Annotated in this window: 23 protein-coding genes; 12 read left to right on the top strand and 11 right to left on the bottom strand. The window is 70.0% G+C overall.

What is annotated here, in order from left to right:
- The first annotated feature begins 32 nt into the window (after positions 1-32).
- Entirely contained in the window at positions 33-1,043 is a 1,011-nt protein-coding gene (locus AB0927_RS17875; protein WP_366668547.1) for a DMT family transporter, read from the top strand.
- On the opposite strand, the gene AB0927_RS17870 is transcribed toward AB0927_RS17875, so the two are convergent.
- On the bottom strand, positions 931-2,967 hold the full coding sequence (locus AB0927_RS17870; protein ID WP_366668546.1) for a right-handed parallel beta-helix repeat-containing protein: 2,037 nt from the start codon (positions 2,965-2,967) through the stop codon (positions 931-933). The genes AB0927_RS17875 and AB0927_RS17870 overlap by 113 nt on opposite strands.
- A 355-nt stretch (positions 2,968-3,322) precedes the next feature.
- On the opposite strand from AB0927_RS17870, the gene AB0927_RS17865 reads away from it, so the two are divergent.
- Together AB0927_RS17865 and cutA are read left to right on the top strand one after the other, a co-directional pair.
- On the top strand, positions 3,323-3,847 hold the full coding sequence (locus AB0927_RS17865) for a hypothetical protein (protein ID WP_366668545.1): 525 nt from the start codon (positions 3,323-3,325) through the stop codon (positions 3,845-3,847).
- 92 nt (positions 3,848-3,939) lie between these two features.
- On the top strand, positions 3,940-4,272 hold the full coding sequence (gene cutA, locus AB0927_RS17860) for a divalent-cation tolerance protein CutA (protein WP_366668544.1): 333 nt from the start codon (positions 3,940-3,942) through the stop codon (positions 4,270-4,272).
- Between the two features lie 113 nt (positions 4,273-4,385).
- Here the strand turns inward: cutA and AB0927_RS17855 are convergent, their stop codons facing one another.
- Entirely contained in the window at positions 4,386-6,917 is a 2,532-nt protein-coding gene (locus AB0927_RS17855; RefSeq protein WP_366668543.1) for an MFS transporter, read from the bottom strand.
- Between the two features lie 22 nt (positions 6,918-6,939).
- Positions 6,940-7,437 carry a MarR family transcriptional regulator gene (locus tag AB0927_RS17850; protein ID WP_366668542.1) on the bottom strand — a complete coding sequence of 166 codons (498 nt, stop codon included), beginning with the start codon at positions 7,435-7,437 and terminating at the stop codon, positions 6,940-6,942.
- A 399-nt stretch (positions 7,438-7,836) separates the two neighbouring features.
- On the opposite strand from AB0927_RS17850, the gene AB0927_RS17845 reads away from it, so the two are divergent.
- The 3 genes from AB0927_RS17845 (at position 7,837) to AB0927_RS17835 (ending at position 12,092) form a co-directional block, all read left to right on the top strand.
- A complete protein-coding gene (locus AB0927_RS17845; RefSeq protein ID WP_366668541.1) occupies positions 7,837-8,853 on the top strand; it encodes a tryptophan--tRNA ligase in 1,017 nt (338 codons plus the stop codon).
- A 140-nt stretch (positions 8,854-8,993) separates the two neighbouring features.
- Positions 8,994-10,592: a radical SAM protein gene (locus AB0927_RS17840; protein ID WP_366668540.1), complete on the top strand. Its 1,599-nt coding sequence runs from the start codon at positions 8,994-8,996 to the stop codon at positions 10,590-10,592.
- A 9-nt stretch (positions 10,593-10,601) separates the two neighbouring features.
- Entirely contained in the window at positions 10,602-12,092 is a 1,491-nt protein-coding gene (locus AB0927_RS17835; protein WP_366668539.1) for an amino acid permease, read from the top strand.
- A gap of 39 nt (positions 12,093-12,131) precedes the next feature.
- Here AB0927_RS17835 and AB0927_RS17830 read toward each other — a convergent pair whose 3' ends face one another.
- The 4 genes from AB0927_RS17830 to AB0927_RS17815 form a co-directional block, all read right to left on the bottom strand.
- The gene (locus AB0927_RS17830) at positions 12,132-12,791 is read right to left on the bottom strand and encodes an MSMEG_1061 family FMN-dependent PPOX-type flavoprotein (RefSeq protein ID WP_366668538.1); all 660 of its coding nucleotides are present in this window, start codon (positions 12,789-12,791) and stop codon (positions 12,132-12,134) included.
- A 75-nt stretch (positions 12,792-12,866) separates the two neighbouring features.
- The gene (locus AB0927_RS17825; RefSeq protein WP_366668537.1) at positions 12,867-13,421 is read right to left on the bottom strand and encodes a hypothetical protein; all 555 of its coding nucleotides are present in this window, start codon (positions 13,419-13,421) and stop codon (positions 12,867-12,869) included.
- Between the two features lie 52 nt (positions 13,422-13,473).
- The gene (locus tag AB0927_RS17820; RefSeq protein WP_366668536.1) at positions 13,474-14,055 is read right to left on the bottom strand and encodes an HD domain-containing protein; all 582 of its coding nucleotides are present in this window, start codon (positions 14,053-14,055) and stop codon (positions 13,474-13,476) included.
- Between the two features lie 20 nt (positions 14,056-14,075).
- Positions 14,076-15,176 carry a helix-turn-helix transcriptional regulator gene (locus tag AB0927_RS17815; protein WP_366668535.1) on the bottom strand — a complete coding sequence of 367 codons (1,101 nt, stop codon included), beginning with the start codon at positions 15,174-15,176 and terminating at the stop codon, positions 14,076-14,078.
- 115 nt (positions 15,177-15,291) lie between these two features.
- Here AB0927_RS17815 and tgmA point away from each other — a divergent pair, with 115 nt between their 5' ends.
- Genes tgmA through tgmC form a run of 3 tightly spaced genes read left to right on the top strand, consistent with a single transcriptional unit; the run spans position 15,292 to position 17,681 of the window.
- Complete coding sequence (tgmA, locus tag AB0927_RS17810) at positions 15,292-15,546, top strand: putative ATP-grasp-modified RiPP (protein ID WP_366668534.1); 255 nt, start codon at positions 15,292-15,294, stop codon at positions 15,544-15,546.
- A 3-nt stretch (positions 15,547-15,549) separates the two neighbouring features.
- Positions 15,550-16,515, top strand: a complete 966-nt coding sequence (tgmB, locus tag AB0927_RS17805; protein WP_366668533.1) for an ATP-grasp ribosomal peptide maturase — start codon at positions 15,550-15,552, stop codon at positions 16,513-16,515.
- Entirely contained in the window at positions 16,512-17,681 is a 1,170-nt protein-coding gene (gene tgmC, locus AB0927_RS17800) for an ATP-grasp peptide maturase system methyltransferase (RefSeq protein ID WP_366668532.1), read from the top strand. The genes tgmB and tgmC overlap by 4 nt, the downstream gene beginning before the upstream one ends.
- 62 nt (positions 17,682-17,743) lie before the next feature.
- Here the strand turns inward: tgmC and AB0927_RS17795 are convergent, their stop codons facing one another.
- Both AB0927_RS17795 and AB0927_RS17790 read right to left on the bottom strand, forming a co-directional pair.
- Entirely contained in the window at positions 17,744-18,025 is a 282-nt protein-coding gene (locus AB0927_RS17795; RefSeq protein WP_366668531.1) for a DUF397 domain-containing protein, read from the bottom strand.
- Positions 17,997-18,857 carry a helix-turn-helix transcriptional regulator gene (locus AB0927_RS17790; protein ID WP_366668530.1) on the bottom strand — a complete coding sequence of 287 codons (861 nt, stop codon included), beginning with the start codon at positions 18,855-18,857 and terminating at the stop codon, positions 17,997-17,999. Before AB0927_RS17790 ends, AB0927_RS17795 begins: the two co-directional genes overlap by 29 nt.
- Before the next feature lie 133 nt (positions 18,858-18,990).
- Here AB0927_RS17790 and AB0927_RS17785 point away from each other — a divergent pair, with 133 nt between their 5' ends.
- The 3 genes from AB0927_RS17785 to AB0927_RS17775 are packed head-to-tail and all read left to right on the top strand — an operon-like array spanning position 18,991 to position 20,257.
- On the top strand, positions 18,991-19,212 hold the full coding sequence (locus AB0927_RS17785; protein ID WP_366668529.1) for a hypothetical protein: 222 nt from the start codon (positions 18,991-18,993) through the stop codon (positions 19,210-19,212).
- Positions 19,209-19,766, top strand: coding sequence for an ATP-binding protein (locus tag AB0927_RS17780; RefSeq protein ID WP_366668528.1), 558 nt, complete (start codon positions 19,209-19,211; stop codon positions 19,764-19,766). The genes AB0927_RS17785 and AB0927_RS17780 overlap by 4 nt, the downstream gene beginning before the upstream one ends.
- 14 nt (positions 19,767-19,780) lie before the next feature.
- Positions 19,781-20,257, top strand: a complete 477-nt coding sequence (locus AB0927_RS17775) for a ricin-type beta-trefoil lectin domain protein (RefSeq protein WP_366668527.1) — start codon at positions 19,781-19,783, stop codon at positions 20,255-20,257.
- A 34-nt stretch (positions 20,258-20,291) separates the two neighbouring features.
- On the opposite strand, the gene AB0927_RS17770 is transcribed toward AB0927_RS17775, so the two are convergent.
- Positions 20,292-21,506, bottom strand: a complete 1,215-nt coding sequence (locus AB0927_RS17770; RefSeq protein ID WP_366668526.1) for an MFS transporter — start codon at positions 21,504-21,506, stop codon at positions 20,292-20,294.
- A gap of 90 nt (positions 21,507-21,596) precedes the next feature.
- On the bottom strand, positions 21,597-22,646 hold the full coding sequence (locus tag AB0927_RS17765) for an endonuclease/exonuclease/phosphatase family protein (RefSeq protein ID WP_366668525.1): 1,050 nt from the start codon (positions 22,644-22,646) through the stop codon (positions 21,597-21,599).
- Between the last annotated feature and the right edge of the window lie 100 nt (positions 22,647-22,746).

The raw sequence follows: 22,746 nt of genomic DNA, 5'->3' as shown, positions 1-22,746 counted from the left end.
CCTTCAACGTGCTGGTGAGGCAGCGTGGGGGCATGAACGTCGCCCGCCGTACCGATGCGGTACTTCTGCTGGTCGCGCTGGTCTGGGGTTCCAGCTATCTCGCGGCCAAGACGGCCACCGCCGTGCTCCCGGTCACCGCGGTGCTCTTCGCGCGGTACGCGATATCCGCGCTCGCCTGCGGAGCGCTGGCCGCCGTCCGCCGCCCGGAACGCCCCTGGAGCCGGGCGGAGTTCCGCGTCGGGTCGCTGCTGGGAGTCACCCAGGCGGCCGTGCTCGTGCTGGAGACCTACGGGGTGGCGCACACCAGCGCCGCGAACGCCGGGCTGATCATCAGCCTGACCATCGTGCTGACGCCGCTGCTGGACCGCGTCGGCGGCCGTCGGCTGCCCCGCGCCTTCTTCCTCGCCGCCGGCCTCTGCGTGGTGGCCGTCGGGCTGCTCACCGCCGGCACCGGGCTGCACGCGCCGCGGCTCGGGGACGTGCTGATGCTGGCCGCCGCCGTGGTCCGGGCCGGTCACGTCGCGCTCGTCGGGCGGCTCACGGCAGGTCGCCGTATGGACCCGATGCGCCTCACGAACGTCCAGACGGTCGTCGGCACGGTCCTGTTCCTGCCGGCCGCCGCCACCCACCTGACCGACCTGGCCCACAGCGGTGCCGCCACCTGGGCCCAGCTCGGCTATCTCGCCCTGTTCTGCAGTGTGTTCGCCTTCCTCGCCCAGACCTGGGCGGTGCAGGGCACCTCCGCCAGCCGGGCCAGCCTGCTCCTGGGCACCGAGCCGATCTGGGCCGTCGCCACCGGGATCGGCCTCGGCGGCGAACGGTTCACCCTCTGGGCCTCCCTGGGCGCCGTACTCATGGTCGCGGGAACCTACTGGGGCCAGAGCATCGAACGCGCCCACCGCGCCGTCCCGGCGAAGACGGCGGACTCCCCTACACGGACTTCCCGTACCCCGGCTTCCCGTACGCCGGCTTCCCGTACGCGGGCTTCTGGTGCTCGGGCTTCTGGTGCTCGGGCTTCTGGTGCTCGCACTTCGGGAGGGTGATGACCACCGTCGTCTCCTCGTCGGCGACGACGGTCACCGGGCCGGTGCAGGGTTTCCCGGGCCGGTGGGCGCCGTGAGGGACGCTGACGACACAGACGCGGTACGTGCCCGGCTGGAGGTTCTGGACGTCGCAGGTGCCGGCGGCGTCGGTGGTGCAGGTGCCCACGGTCTGGCCGCCGGCGTCGACGACCTTCACCTCGACGCCCTTGACGGGGGTCTTCGACTTCTCGGTGACGACCTTCACGATGATGGAGCCGGTCTCGGTCGCGGGCGGGAAGTTCAGGCAGACCGTCTGGTTGTCGATCGTGGCGCAGATCTCCTGGGGCCGGGGCTGGCCTGCGGGCCAGGTCGTGGTGGCGTTCAGCGCCGCGTCGGTCAGCACGGGGTTGGGGGTCACCGTGCCGACGTTCGTGCTGAAGGTCGTCAGCACCGGGTCGAAGAACGGACCGGGCACGAGATTGCCGTCGGAGTCGTGGTTCAGGCCGGCGGTGATCTGAGCCTCCTGCCCGGCCGCGATGTCCGCGGGCACGGAGTGGATCGTCAGGACCAGCCAGGGCCGGAAGGCGATCTCCCCGACCGCGGTACCGGCCAGGTGGTCGCACCCGGCGCCGTCCGGCATCTGGTTGCAGCCCCACCAGTTGTGGATCGCGTCGATGTGCGCGGCGGCGTCGTTGTCGACCACGCCGTTGCCGGAGCCGCTGTCGACGATCCGGTTGTTGTGGACCGTCATCGTGCCGGTGTAGGCGCCGTCCTGGACGACGATGCCCGACCCGCCCGACCTGATGATGGTGTTCCGGGTGATCGTCGCGTCGGAGCTGGGCACGGCCTGGCCGCGCGTGGTGAAGCCGATGGCGTCCTGGCCGGTGTCGGCGATGCGGTTGTGGCGCACCGTCAGGCCGCTGGTCCGGGAGACCTCCAGGGCGTAGCGGCCGGCGACCGACGCGGTCCGCTCGAAGGTGTTGTCCGCCACGGTGATACCGGTGTTCGTGAACGCCGCGAATCCGGCGAAGAGCAGGACCGCGCCGTGGGTCTTGTCCGTGATCGTGTTCTGGGTGATCTCGATGTCATGGCAGGCGCCGGACACCTGAACACCGCTGAAGCCGCCGACCATGCTGTTCTGCGTGATGACGACCCGTGAGAGCGCGACGAGGACGACGGGGAACTCGCCGGGCATCTCGTTGCGGCGGATGGTGATGTCGTGCGTCCCGCCGGCCACCTCACCGCCGGAGATGTTGAGCGGCGAGTTCTGGTTGCCCTGGAACCTGCTGTCCTCGAACACGGCGTTGGCCAGCGGCCGGTAGGTGAAGACGCCGTTGCCCTGGGCACCGGGAGTGAGCGTGGCGTTGTTGTTGTCGACGTAGTAGTTCTGCCGGAAGACCGAGGGAATCGCGCCGTTGGACGAGGGGGCGAATCCCTTGATGTTGTCGGTGAAGATGTCGTTCTGGACGACGTAACCGCTGAAGTTCTCGCTGGTGGAGACTCCCGCGCCACCGGCGTTGCCGGTGAAGGTGAAGCCGTCGATCGACACTCCGTCGGCCCGGACGATCCACGTGTCCAGGCGGAGCTGGGAGCCGGCGGGCGTCGTGATCACCGTTTCACCGGGGCCGCCGGGCGTACGGGTACGGGCGTCCACACCCGCTTTCGCCCCCTCGAAGTGCAGGTCGGGCTTGGTGATGACCAGGGGGGTGGTCATCACGTAGGTGCCGGCCTCGATCCTGATCGTGTCACCCGGCGCCGCTTCGTCGTAGGCGAACGGGATCGACGCGCAGGGCGCGGCCACGGTGCCGCACCCCGCCGTGTCGGTGCCGTTGGGCGCGACCTGGATGACGGTCGCCGCGGCGGCCGGGGGCGCGGCCCCCACCGTCACGGCCAGTGCGGTGAGACACCCCGCCAGGAGGGCGGCGAGGCGTGGTCGGTTCTTCATCTCAGGTCAGGTCTCCTCAGCCTGTCGACCAGCAGTGCGACATTCGCGAAATGCGATCATTCGACAGCGGAGAGTAACGGTTCGCGGGATGGCGCCACCCTGGACTCGCCAGGAGCGGTCACCCGTCCGGCAGCGGAGCGCGGCGCCTCGACGGTCGTGGCGGCCGGGGGCGCATCCGTCCAGGGTCGGGTTCCCGCCGACGGCAGGGTCGTCAACTGCCCCCGGAACACGGCGAGTCCGGCTCCGACTCGTCATGATCATGCCTATATAGTGCTGGCTCGGGTCGATCTTGGGCCCGCTTTGTCTGCCATCGCCCGGGCCGTCCGTGCCCGGCTGCGTTCATCTCGGGGGAAACATGCCGTCTCTTCGTCACGCCCTGGTCATCGCCGTGCTGGGCTGTGCCGCGCTCACCCTGACCGCCTGCGAGCCGGACGACACCGGCGCCGCCGACAGCGCCGTGCCGGCCGCCTCGGCGAGCCCCGGCGCCAAGGGGGGCTGCCCGACCCTCGCCCCAGGCCACAAGTACGTCCTGGTCGAAAGCGTCTCCGGCGCCATGAACACGCTCACCACCAAGGACGCCACGCAGCGCTGCAACTCCGACGAGGGCGCCTTCTACCAGGCGAACGGGAAGGAGCACGCGTACGTCGTCGAGTCCGGCGACACCCCGATCACGATCCTCCACATGAAGGAGAAGGGGTCGGGGAGGACGACCGCCGCCCAGGGCGGCCTCCAGCACATCCGCGTCTGCGTCAACGGCACGGCGCAGGACACCGACACGGCCAAGGCCGACACCAGCGACTGCTACGGCCAGAACTACTTCGACGTGGCCGTGGGCGGCGACGGCAAGATCACCGCGATGACCGAGCTGTACGGCTCCTGACCCGGCCGGATGGCCGGTCGGCGGGGGCGCGCGAGCGGATCGCCGGTGGATAGGGTCGTACGCCCCCGCACCCGGCCTGGAAGGGCAGTCGCATGACCGAGATCGTGATCGCGCAGACGACCGTCGACGACGAGGAGCAGGCGCAGGCCCTCGCGCGCGGCGCGGTGGAGGACCGGCTGGCGGCCTGCGCCCACATCGACCCGCCGTTCACCGCGGTGTACCGCTGGAAGGGGACCGTCGAGACCGCCCGGGAGTGGCGGATCTCGTACAAGACGACCACCGACCGGCTGCCGGAACTGGCGGCCTGGGTCGCCGAGCGGCACGGCTACGAGGTCCCCGAGTGGATCACGCTGCCGGTGACCGGGGGTTCCGAGGCGTACCTGAAGTGGGTGGCCGAAGAATGCGCACCGCACCCGGCCGGCTGACGCGTCGCGCCACGAACCGTGCGGGACGCCCGGCGAGTTCACTTCACGAGAAGCCGGCCCGCGGCGGGACGCGTCTCCACTCGGAGCACGCCCCGCCACGGGCCGGATTCGGTTTACTCGCCGGGGTGGGCGAGTTCGATGTCGTGGTCGTCGACACCGTCGCCGACCACGCTCAGGGCCGTCGCCACCGGCGGGTAGCCCGTCGCGATGACGGTGTACTCACCGGTGCTCAGGTCCGTGAAGGCGTACGCCCCGTCCGTGCCGGTGGTGGCCGTGCCGACCACGTTGCCCGCCGCGTCCACCAAGGTCACGCGGGCGTCCGTGAGGGGCCCGTGCGGGGCGCGGACGACACCCTGGAGCTGCGCGCCGGAGTCGAGGTCGATCTCGACGCGGGTGACCCCGATGCCGCCCACCTCGACGGGCAGCGCCCGCGGGCGGTACCCGGTGGCGCTGACCGCGACGGTCACCGCACCCGGCACCAGCTCGGCGAAGGAGAAATCGCCCGGCTCACCGGTGGTTCCGGTGGCCAGCAGGTCGCCGCGCACATCGGTGACGATCACCATGGCGTCCTTCACCGGCAGCCCGTTCTCCACGGACCGCACCACACCGGTCAGCCCGCTGGTGCCGCTGAGCAGGATGTCGTACGCCACCGGCTCACCGTCGACGACGATCGTGGACGCCTGCGGCTGAAAGCCGTCCGCCGAGGCGATCAGGACATAGGAGCCGGCACCCGGCGCGTCCACCGCGTAGGCACCGTCGGCCTGCGAGACCGACCGGCCCAGCTGGCGGCCGGCCAGCGAGATCAGCGTGACCGCGACCTGAGGCACCGGCGCGCTCTCGGCGCCCCGGACGAAGCCGCGCACCGGAACCCCGCCGATCGGCGCGGACTCGCCGGACGCGGCCACCGCCGCGACGGCCGCGGGATTCCGCGGGGCCGAGCCCTCGAGAGCGGTCCCGGTGGTCGCCGCCACCCGGCTCGGGACGTTCTCCTCCCCGGGGGCGGGAGCCTCGGCGGCGGCCGTGGCCGGTGCCTCGGCCTGCTCCGACCCGGGCGACGCGTCCTGCGCCAGCGCGCCCTTGGTCTTCAGCGGGACCTCCTTGATGAACAGCGTGATCACGAAGGCGAGGAACGCCATGCACGCCGCGATCAGGAAGACGTCCGCGATGCCGTGCCCGTAGGCGGTCTCCATGACCGTGCGCAGCGGCGCGGGCAGCTTGTCCATGTCCGGGATGGAGTCGCCGGAGCCCGAACCGGAGGCGAGGTGCGCGTACTTGGGGCCGAGGCCGGCGAGGCCGTCCTTGACGTAGTGGGTGATCCGGTTGGCCATCACCGCGCCGAGCGCGGAGACGCCGATCGCACCGCCCAGGGAGCGGAAGAAGGTGACCGTGGAGCTGGCGGAGCCCAGGTCGCTCGGGGCCACCTGGTTCTGCGTGCAGAGCACCAGGTTCTGCATCATCATGCCGATGCCGAGACCCAGTAGCGCCATGAAGATGGCCATCTTCCAGTAGTCCGTGTCGTACCGGATGGTGCCCAGCAGACCCAGACCGGCCGTCACCAGCACGCCACCGGTGACCAGCCACCCCTTCCAGCGACCGGTACGGGTGATGATCTGGCCGGAGACGGTGGAGGAGACGAAGAGACCACCGATCATCGGGATCGTCAGGACGCCGGACATCGTCGGGGTCTTGTCCCGGGCAAGCTGGAAGTACTGGGCGAAGAAGACGGTGCCGCTGAACATCGCGACGCCGACGAAGAGCGAGGCGAGCGACGACAGGGTGATGGTGCGGTTGCGGAACAGCCGCAGCGGGATGATCGGCTCGCTGGCCCTGGCCTCCACCAGCACGAACAGCGCGCCGAGCGCGACCGCGCCGACCAGCATCGCGGCCGTCTGCCACGACATCCAGTCGTACTTGTCACCGGCGAAGGTGACCCAGACCAGCAGCAGGCAGACCGCGGCGGAGATGAAGAAAGCGCCCGCCCAGTCGACCTTCACCTGACGCTTCACGACGGGCAGGTGCAGGGTCTTCTGCAGCACGATCAGTGCGATCACAGCGAACGGCACGCCGACGTAGAAGCACCAGCGCCAGCCCAGCCAGGAGGTGTCGGTGATGACACCGCCGAGCAGCGGGCCGCCGACGGTCGCGACGGCGAACGTGGCGCCCAGGTAGCCGGAGTAACGGCCCCGCTCACGCGGGGAGATCATCGCGGCCATGACGATCTGCGCCAGCGCGGACAGACCGCCGGTGCCGATGCCCTGGACCACGCGGCAGGCGATCAGCATGCCGGGGTTCTGCGAGAGGCCGGCCGTCATCGACGCGACGACGAAGATGACCAGCGCTATCTGGACGAGCACCTTCTTGCTGTACAGGTCGGCGAGCTTGCCCCACAGGGGGGTCGTCGCGGTCATCGACAGCAGCGAGGCCGTGACCACCCAGGTGTAGGCGGACTGGCCGCCGCCGAGGTCGCCGACGATCTTGGGCAGTGCGTTGGAAACGATCGTGGACGAAAGGATCGCCACGAACATGCCGAGCATCAGCCCGGAGAGCGCCTCCATGATCTGCCGGTGGGACATCGGAGCGCTCCCGGGGGAGCCTCCCGCACGCTTGGCGTGAGCCCGCACACCAGCTGGTGTGGTCGTTGCCATCAGCTTCCTTTACTTACGTTCCTTATGCGGGTGTACGGGTGGTCCGGTCAGCGGCGGATTCCGCTGCGGCCTGCGTCGGCCGGCCGGTGAAACGGCAGTCACGGAAGCTCGCCCGCAGCCGCGCCATCGAGTGGATGAGCCCGCTGACGTCGTCGTCGGACCAGTTGTTCAGCCGCTCGGCCAGCAGCGCGGCACCGCGCCGGGACAGCTCGTCGAGCTGGGTCCGGCCGAGTGCCGTCAGGTGCAGAATCCGGGAGCGTTTGTCCGCGGGGTCGAAAGAGCGCTCGATCCAGCCGCGGTCCGCGACCTGCGCGACATGACGGCTGGTGACCGACAGGTCCACGGCGAGCAGCTCCGCGAGCCGGCTCATGCGCATGTCGCCGTGGCGGCCGAGCAGCGTCAGCACAGCGGCCGAGCCCGCCGGACAGTCGGACGGCAGTATCCGCTCCATGTCCCGCTTCACGGCTCCGATGGCGCTGAGCTGACGCGCCAGCTCCTCGTACTGCGCCTGCTCGGCCATCACACCTCCAAGTTCGTTGCCTGAGGCAACCGTAAGCTTAATTGGTTGCCGCAGGCAAATGAAGTCGATGGGCGACCAGGTAAAGACTAGGCAAAGTGGCAGCGGACTCGGCGGCTCGTCGCTTCAGGCCGAGGCGCGCGGGCGTTCGCCGGGCTCGCGGCGGGCCGGTGCGGTGGCGGACAACCGGCGGCGGGAGCCGCGGCTCGTCGGTGAGGAGCGGCGATGACACGGGCCCTTGGGCGGACCATGCGGGACGCCCGCCAACTGTGCTTGATACAGGGCGAGTTCACTTCCCGAAGGGCTTGACGCGAAACATGCGGAATGCTTGTCTGATTGTGCGTTAGCTGCATATGACGGATCACGCAGCGCCATGCATCACGACACGGCAGGGGGAGCCGCATGTTGGGGTCGGGCGAAAGATCATCGGCACGCGTCCTGTTCACCGGAGACCGTCCCAACGGCCCCATGCACCTGGGGCACTACGTGGGTTCGATCCGGAACCGGCTCGCGTGTCAGGGCCAGGGCGAGCAGTACATCATGATCGCCGATCACCTGGCGTTGACGGACAACATCGACGACCCCGGTTCCATCGCGCGCAACGTCGTCGAGGTCGGTCTGGACTACCTGGCGACGGGGATCGACCCCCGCCTGAGCACACCGTTCATCCAGTCCACGGTTCTCGAACTGGCCGCGCTCACCACGCTGTACATGAACCTGGTGTCCGCGTCGTACATCCTGGAGAACCCCACCAAGAACGAGGAGGTCTCCCGGCGCGGCTTCGGCGACGACGCGCCGGCCGGGATGTTCACCTACTCGGTCAGCCAGGTGGCCGACATCACCGCCTTCGACGCGGACTCGGTCCCCGTCGGGACCGACCAGGTGCCGCTCGTCGAGTTCTCCGCGCACCTCGTCCGCGCGTTCAACGAGCGCTTCGGGCCGGTGATCGTCGTCCCGCGGGCCGTCGTCCCGCCGATGGGCCGCCTGCCCGGCACGGACGGCCGCCCGAAGATGGGCAAGTCCCTGGGCAACGCGATCTATCTGTCCGACGCCCCGGACACCGTGCGCGAGAAGATCCTCGGCATGGCGACGCGGCTCACCGGGACGCCCGACGGCGAGTTCGACCCCGCGGTCAGCCCGCCCTTCCTCTACCTCCGCGAGTTCCATCCGGACTCCGCCGAGGTCGACGCGCTGGAAGAGCGCTACCGCTCCGGTGTGCTGAGCGACGACGCGCTGCGCCGCGCGGTGCTCGACGCCGTCGAGACGTTCCTCGGCCCGGTGCGTGACCGGCGCCGCGCCTACGCGGACGACCCCGCCCAGGTCATGGCGATGCTGCACGAAGGCGGCGACCGGGCCCGCGCCAAGGCCGCGGCCACGTACGACCGTGTCAAGGCGGCCATGGGGCTCCGCTACCCCTGACGGCCGCGGGCACGGTCCGCACCCACCCTTTTTTCCCCGCCGACCCGCCTCGGCGGCTGGTTCGTCCTGCCCGGACCGCCCGGCCCGGCACGGGACCCCGTACTCGCTCCATCACGTTCGCTGACGAAACGGATGAGCTCATGACGGATCCACTGAACCCCGGCCTCCCCTCCCCCCGGCCCGCGCACCCGGTCGTCCCGGCGCGCCACGCGGACCTCGACGCGCGGATCGCCGGCACCGACGGCCTGCTCGACCGGCTGACGTCCCTGGAGGAGCACGGCATCCGCCGCACCTTCCACGGCTTCTACTACATCTCGCACTACTACCCGCTCCGGGCGATGACCCCGGTCACCGCCGCCGAGGTCGAACGGACCGTCAGTACGCTCCGGGGCTCCTCCTTCGAGACGTACATCCACTTCCCGTACTGCGAGTACCTGTGCACCTTCTGCCACTTCTACAAGAAGCCGACCGGGAGCGGCAGCCTGCTCGACCGTGAGGACGCGGCGCTGCGCCGGGTAGAGGCGGAGATGGCCCTGTACCACCGGATCCTCGGGGCGCCGCTGGACGCCCGGTCGCTCCAGATCGGCGGCGGGACGCCGTCACTGATCAGCAACCAGCGGCTGGTGACCCTCCTCGGCAACGTCCGCGAGCACCTCAGCCTGCGGTCCGACGCGGAAGTGAAGATCGAGATCTACCCGCAGGACTACGACGAGCGTCAACTGCGCGAGAAGCTCAGGATCCTGCGGGACTTCGGCTTCACCGACCTGGTCATCGACCTGGAGAGCGGCAACAAGCAGACGCTCGACTACATCGTGCGGCCCCGCTCCTCGCTCGACGCCTACCTGCGCCTGATCGACATCTGCATCGAGGAGGGCCACACCTCCTTCATCACCGCCCTGATGGCCGGACTCCCGCACGAGACGTACGAAAGCCTGGACCGCACCCTCCAGACGCTCATGGCCATCGACGAGGTCAAGGTCGTCAACGTCTTCCCGGTGATCATGCGGGAGACGGACGCGATCTCCGCCCAGTTCCGGCGCGAGCCGGAGGTGTTCCACGACGCCCGCGAGCGGGACCGGATGTGGCTGTTCGCCCGGAACACGCTGCGCGAGCGCGGCTACGTCGAGGGCCCGATCTCCTATCTGCACCACCCGAGCGTCCGGCCCGCCCAGCAGTCGGACAAGTTCGAGTGCGTCAACCTGCTCGGCTTCGGCGCCTCCGGCTTCGGCTACCTCAACGGCGACGACTGGGCCGCGCAGTACTTCAACTTCTGCAACGAGAAGGACTACCAGCGGCGCATCGACGCCGGGGAGCCGGCGATCTGGCGCATGGGCGTCTACGACCAGGCGGAACGCGCCCGCCGCAAGGTCATCTTCGGTCTCGCCAACGTCAAGACGGAGGATCTGCTCGAAATCGAGGCCCGGTTCGGAGTCGACCTCGACGAGATCTACGGCAAGACGTTCAACGCGCTGCTGGACCTCGACCTGATCGAGGTCGACCGGGCCGGCCGCGGCGTCCGCTACACCGAGGCGGGGCTCGCCCGGCTGGAGGAACTCACCTACTTCCTCCAGAGCCCGTTCGCCCGCGACCGGTGCGACGAACTGCCCGCGGCGGACGACCCGCACCGCAAGGAGCTGATCAACCAGCACTACGCGGTCACGATGCCGCCCGAGGACCGCGCCCGGTTCGAGGCGTTCGTGGACAGCCGGCCCGCCGCGTTCATGCACCGGCTGCGGTGACGGCAGCCGATGACCCAGCAGATCCCCGGCACGGGCCCCGAGCCCGTGCCGCCCACGCTCCCCGCCCGCCCCCTCGCCCTGGTGACCTCGGACGACGACGCCCTGGTCAACGGCCTCCCGCGGCGCCTGCGCAGCCGGCATCTGAGCATGATCGGCCTCGGCGGTGTCATCGGCGCCGGGCTCTTCGTCGGCTCCGGGGCGGGTGTCGCGCTCGCCGGTCCCGGGATCCTCGTCTCCTATCTCGGGGCCGGGGCCCTGGCCATGGCCGTCATGCGGATGCTCGGCGAGATGGTCGCCCTCTACCCCGCCAACGGCTCGTTCTCCGTCCACGCCGAGAAGGCTCTCGGCCGCTGGGCCGGCTTCACCCTCGGCTGGATGTACTGGGTGATGCTGGTGGTCGTCCTCGCCATCGAGGCGACCGCCGCCGCGGCGATCCTGCACGGCTGGGTCCACGCGGTGGCGCCCTGGGTGTGGGTGCTGGCCCTGGTGACCGTCTTCACGCTGACCAACCTGGCCGCGGTCGGCACCTACGGGGAACTGGAGTTCTGGTTCGCGCTGATCAAGGTGGTCGCCATCATCGGCTTCGTGGCGCTGGGGCTGGCGGCGGTGTTCGGCTGGCTGCCCGACCCCTCCTCCGCGAGCCTCTCGGACACCCTCTCCGGTCACGGCGGCCTCCTGCCGCGCGGCTGGGGCGGCGTCCTCAACGGGCTGCTCGCCGTGGTGTTCTCCTTCGGCGGCATGGAACTGGTGACCCTCGCCGCCGCGGAGACCGGCGACCCGTCGCGGGCGATCGGCCGGGCCGTCTCCAGCACCGCCTGGCGCATCCTGCTGTTCTACGTCGGCTCCATCACCGTGGTGGTCATGCTCCTGCCCTGGAACTCCTCCGGCATCGGCGACAGCCCGTACGTCGCGGTCCTCGACCGCATCGGCGTCCGCTCCGCCGGGCAGGTGATGACGGTCGTGGTCCTGGTCGCCCTGCTGTCGGCCCTCAACGCCAACCTGTACGGCGCCTCCCGCCTCCTGCACTCGCTCGCCCTGCGCGGCGAGGCACCCAGGCAGCTTGCCCGCCTCAGCGGCCGGCAGGTCCCGCGCGCCGCGATCCTGTGCTCCGTGCTGGTCGGCTACGTCTCCGTCCTGCTCAACGTGTTCTGGCCCGACTCGGTCTTCCTCTATCTGGCGGACGCGATCGGAGGCGTCGTCCTGGCGGTGTGGGCGATGATCGCCTGCACCCAGCTACGCATGCGCCGCCTCATGGCCCCCGGGCAGGCGGCGGCCTCCCTCACGGTGCGGTCGTGGGGCTACCCCTACGCCAACTGGGCCGTGCTCGCCGCGATCGCCGTCATCGTCGGGCTGCTGCTCCACCAGGGCGGCGGGGTCAGCCTGTTGTGCACCCTCGTCCTCCTCGCGGTGTTGCTCGCGGCGGCCCTGCTCCGCGAGGTCCTGCTCCGGCGACGCGCGGAGCCGGACCGGTCTTCGGACCCGGGTGCGGGAGAGTCGTGAGCCATGAGCCCCGGCAGGTGGACCTCGCGGACCGGCCCGTCACTCGTACCGATACTTCAGTGAGTCCGCCTCCGCCTGCTCGATGTCGGCGATCGTCAGCTCCGGCATCCGCAACTGGCCCAGCGTCACCTCGGCCGAGGTCGGCTGGGCGTCCGCCGGCAGCCACTGCTCCGGCTTCCAGGCCCCGCTGCGCAGGAGGGACTTGGGGCAGTGCGGGTAGACCTCCTCGATCCCCAGCACCAGCGCGCTGGCCGGCGGCTTGCCCACGGCGGTCAGCCGCGACAGCAGCTCCGGGCGGGTGGAGACACAGGCCCGGCCGTTCACCCTGAGCGTCGTGGTGCGCCCCGGGATGACGAACAGCAGCCCGGCCCGTCCGGTGGCGATGACGTTCTTCATCGTGTCCAGCCGCTTGTTGCCGGTCGCGTCCGGTATCGCCACCGTCCGTTCGTCCAGGACGGCGACGAACCCGGCGGGGCCGCCGCGCGGGGAGACGTCGCAGTTGCCTTCGGCGTCCACGCTGGCGACCAGGACCAGCGACGAGCATCCGATCAACCGCCGCGTCTGTTCGGTGAGTTCGGTCATCTGCTTGCGCACGGCCGCGTCGCTGGGGAGTGCGTAGACCCGGCGCAGCGCCTCCTCGTCGGTCACGGCGTCGAGACGCAGCGAGTCGAAGGCACTGCCGGCAAGGGATGGCGTCATGCCCCGACACTAACGGGCCGACCCTCCGGTGCGTGAAAGATCAACCAAGCCCCCGGGGCCAGGCATCCTCCGCGTTCAGCCGACCGGCAGCCCCAGGGAACGCAGCGTGCCTGGGGGCACGTCGACGCCTTCGAGGGCGTCGGCCAGGCGCAGGGCACGATCGGCGACGAGGAGGCCGGGGGGCGCCTCGGGCACGTCGACGCCGGCACGGGCCAGCCATTCGGCGATCTCGCGCCAGGAGTAGAACTCCGTACCTCCCGCGCCGGGTTCCGGGTCCGGGAACCCGGCGAACTCCTCTCGCATCCGGGAAAGTTCCCGCCCGCAGCGCTGTGCGGCCTCCTCCAGGGTCACGAGGTCGTCGTAACGAACACCGACGGCCCTCAGTCCAGGTACGAGCCGGACGTCCCGGGCCGCCTGGGCGACGGCGTCCAGGAGCGTCGGGGCGTCGATGTCGCACGACAGTTCCCTGAGCACGCCCGGACGCGGAACGCACGCGTGATCCTCCGGGTTCCCGGGACCCAGCGTGTAGGAGACGGACCCGTCCGCGAAGGCATCACAGTGATCGAAGACATCGGCCTGCTCGGCGGTGAGGGGCTGATTGACCAGGAGAGTGAAGCTCCACTCTGGCACGGCGGCGGTCCTTTCAGTCCGGGTGGAGGCGGGCGCCCGCTCGGTGGTTCGCTCAGCCCAGATACGTCTGCTGCCACTCGATCGAGGTCATGTCGAGCGCGGCCTCGGCGAGGGCCTGAGCGGCGGACGTCTTCAGCTTCGCGATGCTGCTGTCGATCCACGGCTGGACGTTGGAGCACCCCTGCTCGCGGTACTCGACGGCCTGAAGAAGGCATTCAAGCTTGTCGGCGTCGTGCGCGCAGATCACTTCGAGGGAGTCGCCGTTCTCGTACTCCTCCACGATCCGCTGGGCCCCGGCCTTTACCGCCGGGTGCGCGGCGGACACCTGATCCGCGGTGACCTTCTCGTTGTCGGCGGCTTCGAGGTAGCGCCGGCCGATGTGCGGGATGTCGCCGACCCGGGTCTCTTGAGTGTCGTGCCACAGTCCGAGGAGGGCCGTCCTGGCAGGGTCGGCACCTTCCATCATGGCGAGCACGGAGCCGATGAGCGCGACCCTGAACGAGTGCTCGGCGATGGTCTCGGGGTCCTTGACCCCGGCGATCCACCAGCCGGACCTCTTGGCTCGCTTCAGCATCCCCATCTCCAGCAGGAAGCCCGCCGTGCCCCTCGTTTGCTCCTGCTCGGTGTCCGCCATGCGTTGTGACCTCCGGTGAGTCATGTGCGGTTCTCTCGTAGAACGTATTGCACCGCATTCAGTTCCCGCCGTGCTCGCGGAGAGGTTCCGTTGTTGTCGAGCAGTTCGGCGGTGCGCGCGCGCAGCATGCCCGTCACCGCGTGGTCCGCCAGCGGCAGCCACCGGTGGGTGGCCAGCAGAGCCCACAGCGAGTGGACATAGAGGTCCTCGTACGCCGGGGCCTGTCGGAGACCTGCGGTGAGCCCTCGGAAGAGGCATACGGGCTCCCAGTTGCTTACCCCATGCCGCATGAAGCCGTCGTTCGGCTGCGGCTCTCGGATCGAACCGAGCCAGTAGGCCCAGTAGTTGAGATTGGCTGTTTCGGCGGCGTCGTCGTCCGCCATCGCCCTGTCGATGAAGTCCAGCAGAGGCTGACGGTCACCGAGCCGTACGAGGGCGGTGGCGGTTGACCGTGCTGTCGGCCAGTGGGGTGTCCAGCCGCGTACTGCGATGAGGTCACGTCGAGCGTGCAGCGCGTGGCCCATCCACGATGTGGCCTCCGGCGATCGGTCGTACGAACACAGGTAGAGCGCCTGGCGATGCAGGAGCAAGCCGCCTTCCCCCGTCCGTACAGCCGAGTCCGCCGTCTCCCGGAGCTGAGAGAAGAACACGCTTCGGTCAGACATGGGCAGCAGTGGCGCCTTGGCGACGGGACCTCGGCGTCCCGATGACGTCCTGCGTGCGAGGGCGGGCGGGGTGGTTCCGTTCAGCGCCCACGCGAGCATGTGTGCCGTGTCACGGGTGTGCACCCAGTCGGCGAGGGGATGCGGGGTGGTGTTCTCCGGGAAGAGCGTCGCGGAGACGATGCGGTCCGCGTCCATCGCCGGATCGAGGAGCTGGAGAACCTGGGGGTCGGAGCCCAGGGCCAATAATCGACGCCGCAGGTTCAGCAGGGCCCCGGCCTTGATGTTGGCCAGTGGCCTTCGCCCGGTCTCCCAGCCCTGCCACGTCGCGAGGTCGACGCCGATCGCCTCGGCTATTGCGGCCTGCGTGCCATGCGCGCTCTCGCGTGCGATGCGGAGTACGTATCCGGCGATCGTGCCCGTCGCCGCACGTCCCCGTGCAGTTCCGTTCGCGGCCATGCCGCCCCCTGCGTCCTCGGTCGTCCAACCCGTACTCACAGTCAGTCCTACTCCATGCACGGTGACCGTAGCTTCTGATTCGGCAACAGCCACCGCTGCCAGGGAGGCAGAAACGATGAGTACCGCAGTCCGGACCGCCGTACGTCCTTGGGGCGCCGGTCGCCTCGCCCCCTACCCGACCGTCACCCGTCTTCCCTTCGTGTCGGTCGGTCTCGATCCCGACACCCAACTCGGCGTCTACACCGGCCACGACGGCAAGCCGGTCGAGATGGGCAAGCACGGCACCAGTAAGGGCACCGAGACCAGCACGAACACGAACTCGGACTCCGCCCCGGACCAGGGGCACGACCAGGACTCCGAGCAGGACTGACCGATGACCGACGAGAGGCCGGTGCTCGTGGCCACAGAGGCGGACGACCTCACCGCCGACATGGTGATCACCGAGCTGAACCGGCGGCACGTGCCGGTGGCCAGGTTCAACCCAGCCGACATCGGGGCGGACCTGACGGTCTCCGCTCGGTTCGGAAGCTGCCCGGCCCCTGTGGCCGGGCGGATCCGCACTCCGTCGCGGACCGTGGACCTGTCCCGGATCCGGTCGGTGTACTGGCGTCGCCCGGTGTGGCCGGCCTTCGACCACCTCGACGCGGACGACGCGCGCTTCGCGGCAGCGCAGGTCCGTTACGGGCTCGGTGGTGCTCTGTACGCCCTCGACGGCCCCCTGTGGATCAACCACCCCCTGCGCAACAACGCCGCCGACTACAAGCCCGCCCAGCTCGCCGTCGCCCAGCGCCTCGGCCTGACCGTGCCGCCGACGCTGGTCACGAACGACCCGGCCGAGGCGCGGACTTTCATCACGAGCCACCATCAGGTGATCTTCAAGACGCTCCGGTGGACGCCCTACCGGCGGGACGGCGTCGCGGTCACCGGTTGGGCCGAGCCCGTCACCGCGGCCGAGATCGACCAGAGCGTGCTCGTCGCACCCCACTTGTTCCAAGCCGTCGTCGACAAGGTGGCCGACCTCCGCGTACTGGTCGTCGGCCGCAAGGTGTTCGCCGTGCGGATCGAGTCCGGGCTGCTGGACTGGCGCAGGGATTACTCGGCCCTGACCTACCGCGTGGTGGACCTGCCAGGCCGCATGGAGAAGGCTCTCCTCGCGTACCTGGGCCACTTCGGTCTGATCTCGGGCAGCTTCGACCTGGCGGTGGGTCAGGATGGCGGCCTGTGGTGGCTGGAACTCAACCCGAACGGACAGTGGGGGTGGCTGGAGGAGGCCACCGGACTAGCGATGTCCGCCGCATTCGCAGAAGTACTGACGCAAGAAGAAGGTAGAGCCGCATGACCGACACCACCCCTCAGCGTCGCGCACTCGCCGAGCGGCTCACGCGGCTCGGTGTGCTTGTCAGCCCCCGGTGGCGGGCCGCCGTGGAGGCCGTGCCTCGGGAGCTGTTCCTGCGCCCCGGCGTGTTCCTTCCCGTGGAGGGCGGGCGGTGGCGTCCGGTCACGGCCGTCGGAACCGATCCGGAGGAGTGGGTGCGGATCGCCTACCGCGACGAGTCCTTGACCACCCAGCTCGACGGACACCTCACCGCCGATCAGGTCAGCGGCCCGGTCGAGGGCTCGCCGACCTCGTCCTCCACCACCCCGGTCACCGTCGTGGACATGATCGAGAAGTCGGAGCTGGAGGACGGGCACCAGGTGCTGGAGATCGGCACGGGCACCGGCTACTCCTCCGCCCTGATGTGCTCCCGCCTCGGCGAGGACAACGTCACCACGATCGAGGTGGACCCCGCGGTCTCGGCCCGTGCGGATGCGGCGCTGGAGACGGCCGGGTTCTCCACCTGGACCGTCACCGGAGACGGGCTCCTCGGTCACCCTCGCCGCGCCCCGTACGACCGTGTCATCGCCACCTGTGCCGTACGCCGCATCCCCTACACCTGGATCCGGCAGACCCAACCGGGCGGCATCGTCCTCGCGACGGTCGGCGGCGCCTGGCATTACGGCACCGGACTCGCCAAGGTCACGGTCACCGGGGACGGCACCGCCGAGGGCGGGATCATCGGCCGCAGCTCGTTCATGCAGGCCCGGTCCCAGGCGGAGGTGCCGATCGCCGGTGACCTGTCCGCCCGTACCGCCTACGCCGACAGCGAGCGGCAGGTTGAGCTGTCCCCGTTGCTGCTGGAGGACTGGATGCCGGCCTTCCTCGCGCAACTCGCCGCACCGGGCGCACACTTCACCCGCGCCACGTCGCTGGAGGGGGACCGGCTGTTCTACCTGTTCGACCCGGACCGTGAGTCCTTCGCGGCGTTCACGGAGAACAAGGGGGCCTGGACGGTCCGCCAGGGCGGCCCGCTGCCTCTGTGGGACACGATCGAGCAGGCCCTCATCGACTGGCAGGAAGCGGGAAGCCCGGACATCACCCAGGTGCGGCTGCGCATCACGCGAAACGCGCACACGTACTGGATCGAAGGTCACCCGGCGCTCCGCTGGCAGCACCGGCTTCTCTGAGGCCAGGTGGCCCCGGTGGGTGCCCGGGGCTCTGGCGTCAGTGCATGCCGTGACCGGCCCGACTACGCCGACTTGAGCGAGGCGATGAAGGGGGCCCAGGCGGTGGCGGGGAGGAGGAGGGCGGGGCCACCGGGCGTCTTGGAGTCGCGGACGGGGACGAGGCCGGGGATGTCGTCGGCGACTTCGAGGCAGTTGCCGCCGCTCTCGTTGCTGTAGCTCGACTTTCGCCAGAGGGCAGCGCCGGGGAAGTCGCTGGCGACCTCTAGGCAGTGTCCGCCGTCGCCGTTGCTGTAGGTGGACTTGCGCCAGAGAGCGTCACTCAAGTCGATGGAGATGCTTGCCATTTCGGTAGTCCTCAGCTGCTTGCTCGATGAGTTTCAGGGACGTCTTAGGGTCCAGCGCGGCGGCCCTCAGACGCCCGTATGCCCTCGAGTATTGCTTCACGAGCCCCGGCGCATCGACCAACTGCCCGTGGTACATCCCCTCCGTGTACATGACCGGAGGGGCATCACTGAAGGTCAGGAACCTCGACATGGCCATCATGAAGGGGTGAGGACCCGAATTCCGCGGAACGATTTGCGGAAACGCCCGACGCTTGCTCATCACCTCCACCAGGTGGGCCAACTGCTCGGCCATCTCGTCGGGTGGAAGGATCGGCTGCCAGAGGACCGCCTCGTGCAGCACCACCCAGCTCTCCGGCGATACCTTGTCCTCGAAGAGCCAGGCTCGGGCTCGCCGGTCAGCCACCTTGGCAGCCAGCACCTCCTCGGACTCCCTTGGGTAGGCGGAGAGGACCACGGCCCGGATGTACGGCTCCAGTTGAAGCGGCCCGGGGATCAGCATCGGATCCCACTCCTCGATCTCCACCGCCACTTTCTCCAGCTCAAGCACATCCGCGAAGTACTCGGCGTGGCTGCCCTTCCTGGCCTTCTGCACATCCTCACAGTTGCGTTCGAAGAAGCCGTCGGTCTTCAGCACCCGGTCCGCATGCCGGGCCAGTTCCAGCGGCATCCTGCGATTACCGTGTTCGATGTCGCTGAGGTAGGTCTTCCCGTAGTAACTGCCCTCAAGAAACGTCTCCAGCGACAGCCCCGCCGCCTCCCGCTTCCACCGCAACTCCTTGCCGTAGAAGGTCGGGACGCTCATCGAGCCGTCGATGTCCTTGCGTCGCACCACGCGCTCACCGCCGTAACTCACCGTGCCGATTCCGCCGTTCGCGTCGTGGACGCGAAACGGCTTCCACGGTAGCGGTCCGGGCGACACTCTGTGAGGTGTTCGTCACACAACGCACAGAAGGCAGACAACCCCCATGCCGGAACACTCCCCCACTCCCTACGACGTGAGCCTCTGCGTGGAGGAACTGCGCGCCGCCCTCGCCCTGCACGGCGTCAAGTTGCCCTCCCTCACCGTCCACCTGCCGAGTTTCGCGGCCCGGTACGGGGAGTCGACGGGGCTCGTCGCGCTGGGCAACTGCGACATGGCCACCGCGCGGGCCCTCGCCGCCGTGCTCAGGAAGACGGCCGGCGAGTGAGGGGGGCCGTCGAACTGCGCGTCACGGCCACGCCGAAGGCCGTGCCGGAGCTGCGGCATCAACTCCGTGGGTACGACTACGACGTCCGCCTGTGCGCGACGGAGCTGCTCACGAACGTCATCGAGCACGTCGGCGAGGGAACTCCGGTGCGGGTCAGGGTGGTCGGCGGACGGCGGTCCGGGCGCACCCGCGTCGAGGTGACCGACTCCGACCCGCACGGAATGCCCACGCCGCTGGCGGCGACGGAGACGGAGGAGTCCGGGCGGGGGCTCGTGCTCGTCGCCGCGCTGGCGGAGCGGTGGGGGACGGAACGGGGGCCGGGCGGCAAGACGGTCTGGTGCGAGCTGGCCGGGGAAGGGGAGTCGGCCGACCTCGGCGAGGTGGGCGCCTTCGTGCCTCCGGATGGCGGGTGGGACGACGTCGATGTCACACGGACGAAGGACATCCCTGGGCCATCCGAGCGACACGGTGCGTGTCCCCGTTTGTCGGTCGATGAGCTGGAACATCACTGCCTCGACCCCGTGCTTCCGGGTCGTCCCGATTCACTGGCGTGAAAGGTGATCCCTCAATGACCCTCGGACTCCGTAAGGCCGTCACAGTGGCCGCTCTCGCGGTGACGGCCTCGTTCCTGCCTGCCGTCGACGCCACGGCCTCCGCGCCGAGCGCCGGCAGCCGCGCGGCGGGCGGCTACTGCCTCGCGAACACCTGGAACACCGCCGAGGTACGCACCCGAGCCTGCGACGACTTCGACCGCGGACAGCACTGGACCATCCGCGGCCAGCAGATCAGCCTCACCTATGCGCCCGGCTACTGCCTCGCCAACACCTGGAACACCGCCGAGGTACACACCCGTCCCTGCGACGACTTCGACCGCGGACAGCACTGGACCATCCGCGGCCGGCAGATCAGCCTCACCTACGCGCCCGGCTACTGCCTCGCCAACACCTGGAACACACCGGAGGTACGCACCCGAGCCTGCGACGACTTCGACCGGGGGCAGCACTGGTCGATCGAGGGTCAGGAGATCAGCCTGACCTACGCCTGATCCGCTCCGGCGCCGGCCGGCCCGCGCATGCCCGTCAGGGGCGGAGCGCCTCCGCCCCCTCCGGCACATGGGAGGTCACGACCCGCCCCACCGACGGAGTCGCCCGGCGCCGGTCCACCGCGTACGACACCCATGCCACGCCCAGGCCCAGCACCGCCAGCCCCGCGCCCGCGACCGCCGGGGAGGTCGTACCGAAGCCCGCCGCCAGGGTGACGCCGCCCACCCAGGCGCCGCCCGCGTTGGCCAGGTTGAAGGCGGCCTGGTTGGCGGAGGAGGCGAGGGAGGGGGCCGCTGCGGCCTTCTCCATGACCATCAGCTGGAGAGGCGAGCTGGTGGTGAAGGCGGCCATGCCCAGCAGGGTGACCGCCAGGGCCGCGCTCCACTGCGCCCGCATCAGCAGCGGGAAGAGCAGCAGGACCACGACCAGGCAGGCCAGGCCGCCGAACAGGGTGCCGCGCAGGGAGCGGTCGGCCAGCCGGCCGCCGAGCAGGTTTCCGGCCGTCGCGCCCACGCCGAACAGCCCCAGGAGCAGGGTGACGCTCGTCTCGGCGTAACCCGCCGCGTCCGTCAGCATCGGGGTCACGTAGCTGTACGCCGCGAAGAGCGCGCCGCTGCCCACCACCGTGGTGGCGAAGGCCAGCCAGACCGGCAGCGGACGCAGCGCGGCCAGTTCGCCGCGCAGGCCCGTCGAGGGGGTGTGGGCGCGGTCGCGGGGGATCAGGAAGGCCAGGGAGGCGATCGCCGCGAGGCCGATCACGCTCACGCCCAGGAACGTCGCCCGCCACCCCAGGCGCTGGCCCACCAGGGTCGCCACCGGGACACCCGCGACGTTGGCGACGGTGAGGCCGAGGAACATCAGGGACACCGAGCGTGCCTTGCGCTCCGGCGGGACCACGGTGGTCGCCACCACCGCGCCGACCCCGAAGAACGCGCCGTGCGGCAGCCCGCTGAGGAAGCGCGCGGCGAGCAGGGAGCCGTTGCCGGGGGCGAACGCGGACAGCGTGTTGCCCACGACGAACAGGACCATGAGGGCGATCAGGACCGTGCGCCGGGACATGCGGGCCGTGACGGCGGCCAGCAGCGGGGCGCCGATGACCACGCCCAGCGCGTACGCCGAGACCAGGTGGCCGGCGGAGGGTATGGAGATGTGCAGGTCGGACGCGACGTCGGGGAGCAGCCCCATCATCACGAACTCGGTCGTACCGATACCGAAGGCGCCGACGGCCAGCGCGAGCAGGGCCAGGGGCATGACGGGCCTGTGCCTTTCGAAAGCGTAGAGAGTCGTACCTGTTAAGTTCAGGTACGGAACAAAGTCTCTCAGGCCCGCTATTCCGCCAGGTTACGAGGTGGTGTCCAGGTCCACACGGGCGGCCACCGGCAGGTGGTCGCTGCTCGTGCGCGGCAGGTTCCAGCTGCTCTCCGGCTCGATGCCCTTGACCATGATCTGGTCGATCCGCGCCATCGGGAACGCCGCCGGCCAGCTGAACCCGAAGCCGCTGCCCACCGCGCCCTGGGTGGAGCGCAACTGGGAGGTGACGCCGTTGAGCGCGCGGTCGTTCATCGTACCGTTGAGGTCCCCGAGGAGGATGACCCGGCTCAGGGTCTCGTCGGCCACGGCCTCGCCGAGCGCGTCGGCGCTGGTGTCCCGCTGCCGCGCGGTGAAGCCGGCCTTCAGCTTCACCCGGACCGAGGGCATGTGCGCGACGTACACCGCGACCGGCCCCTCGGGCGTGGTCACGGTCGCCCGCATCGCCCGCTTCCAGCCGAGCTTGATGTCCACGGCCCGTACGCCGCTCATCGGGTACTTGCTCCACAGCCCGACGGTGCCGACCACCGCGTGGTACTTGTACGTCGGCGCGAGCGCCTTCGTGTAGAGGGACACCTCGGAGCCGGGGACCTCCTCCAGGGCCAGGAGGTCGGCGCCGGAGGCGGCGACGGCGCGGGCGGTGCCGGCCGGGTCGGCGTTCTCGGCGTTGACGTTGTGCGTCACCACCATCAGGTCGCCGCCGCCGGTCGACTTGTCGGTGAGCAGCCCGCCGAAGAGGTTCAGCCAGACGATCGCCGGCAGGAGCACGGCGATGAGCGCGATGGCCGACCTGCGGAGCAGGCCGAGCAGCAGCAGGACGGGCACGGCCACGCCCAGCCAGGGCAGGAAGGTCTCGGTGAGGCTGCCGAGGTTGCCCACGGTGTTGGGCACGTGCGCGTGCAGCAGCATCACGAGCGCGAGCAGCAGCGCGAGCGCGGCGAGGACGGCGCCCCGGCGCCAGATGCCGGGGTCGCCGCGCCAGGGGCGGAGCAGGCGGTGCAGCAGGCGCCGGAGCCGGGATCCCGGTCGCTCGGGCCCCGAGCCGCCGTCCGCCGTCTCCGTCATGTACGCCTGCTGCGCCATACCGTCTGCCTCACTGCCTGCCGTGCACACCGTTCGCCCCCCGCAGTTCCGACCCTAGGGGATGATCGGCTCCGTTCCGCCGTCCCATGACGGCCGTACG

The organism is Streptomyces sp. NPDC048106 (assembly GCF_040706415.1).
Taxonomy (GTDB): domain Bacteria; phylum Actinomycetota; class Actinomycetes; order Streptomycetales; family Streptomycetaceae; genus Streptomyces.
This window is presented reverse-complemented; position numbering and strand designations above follow the sequence as displayed.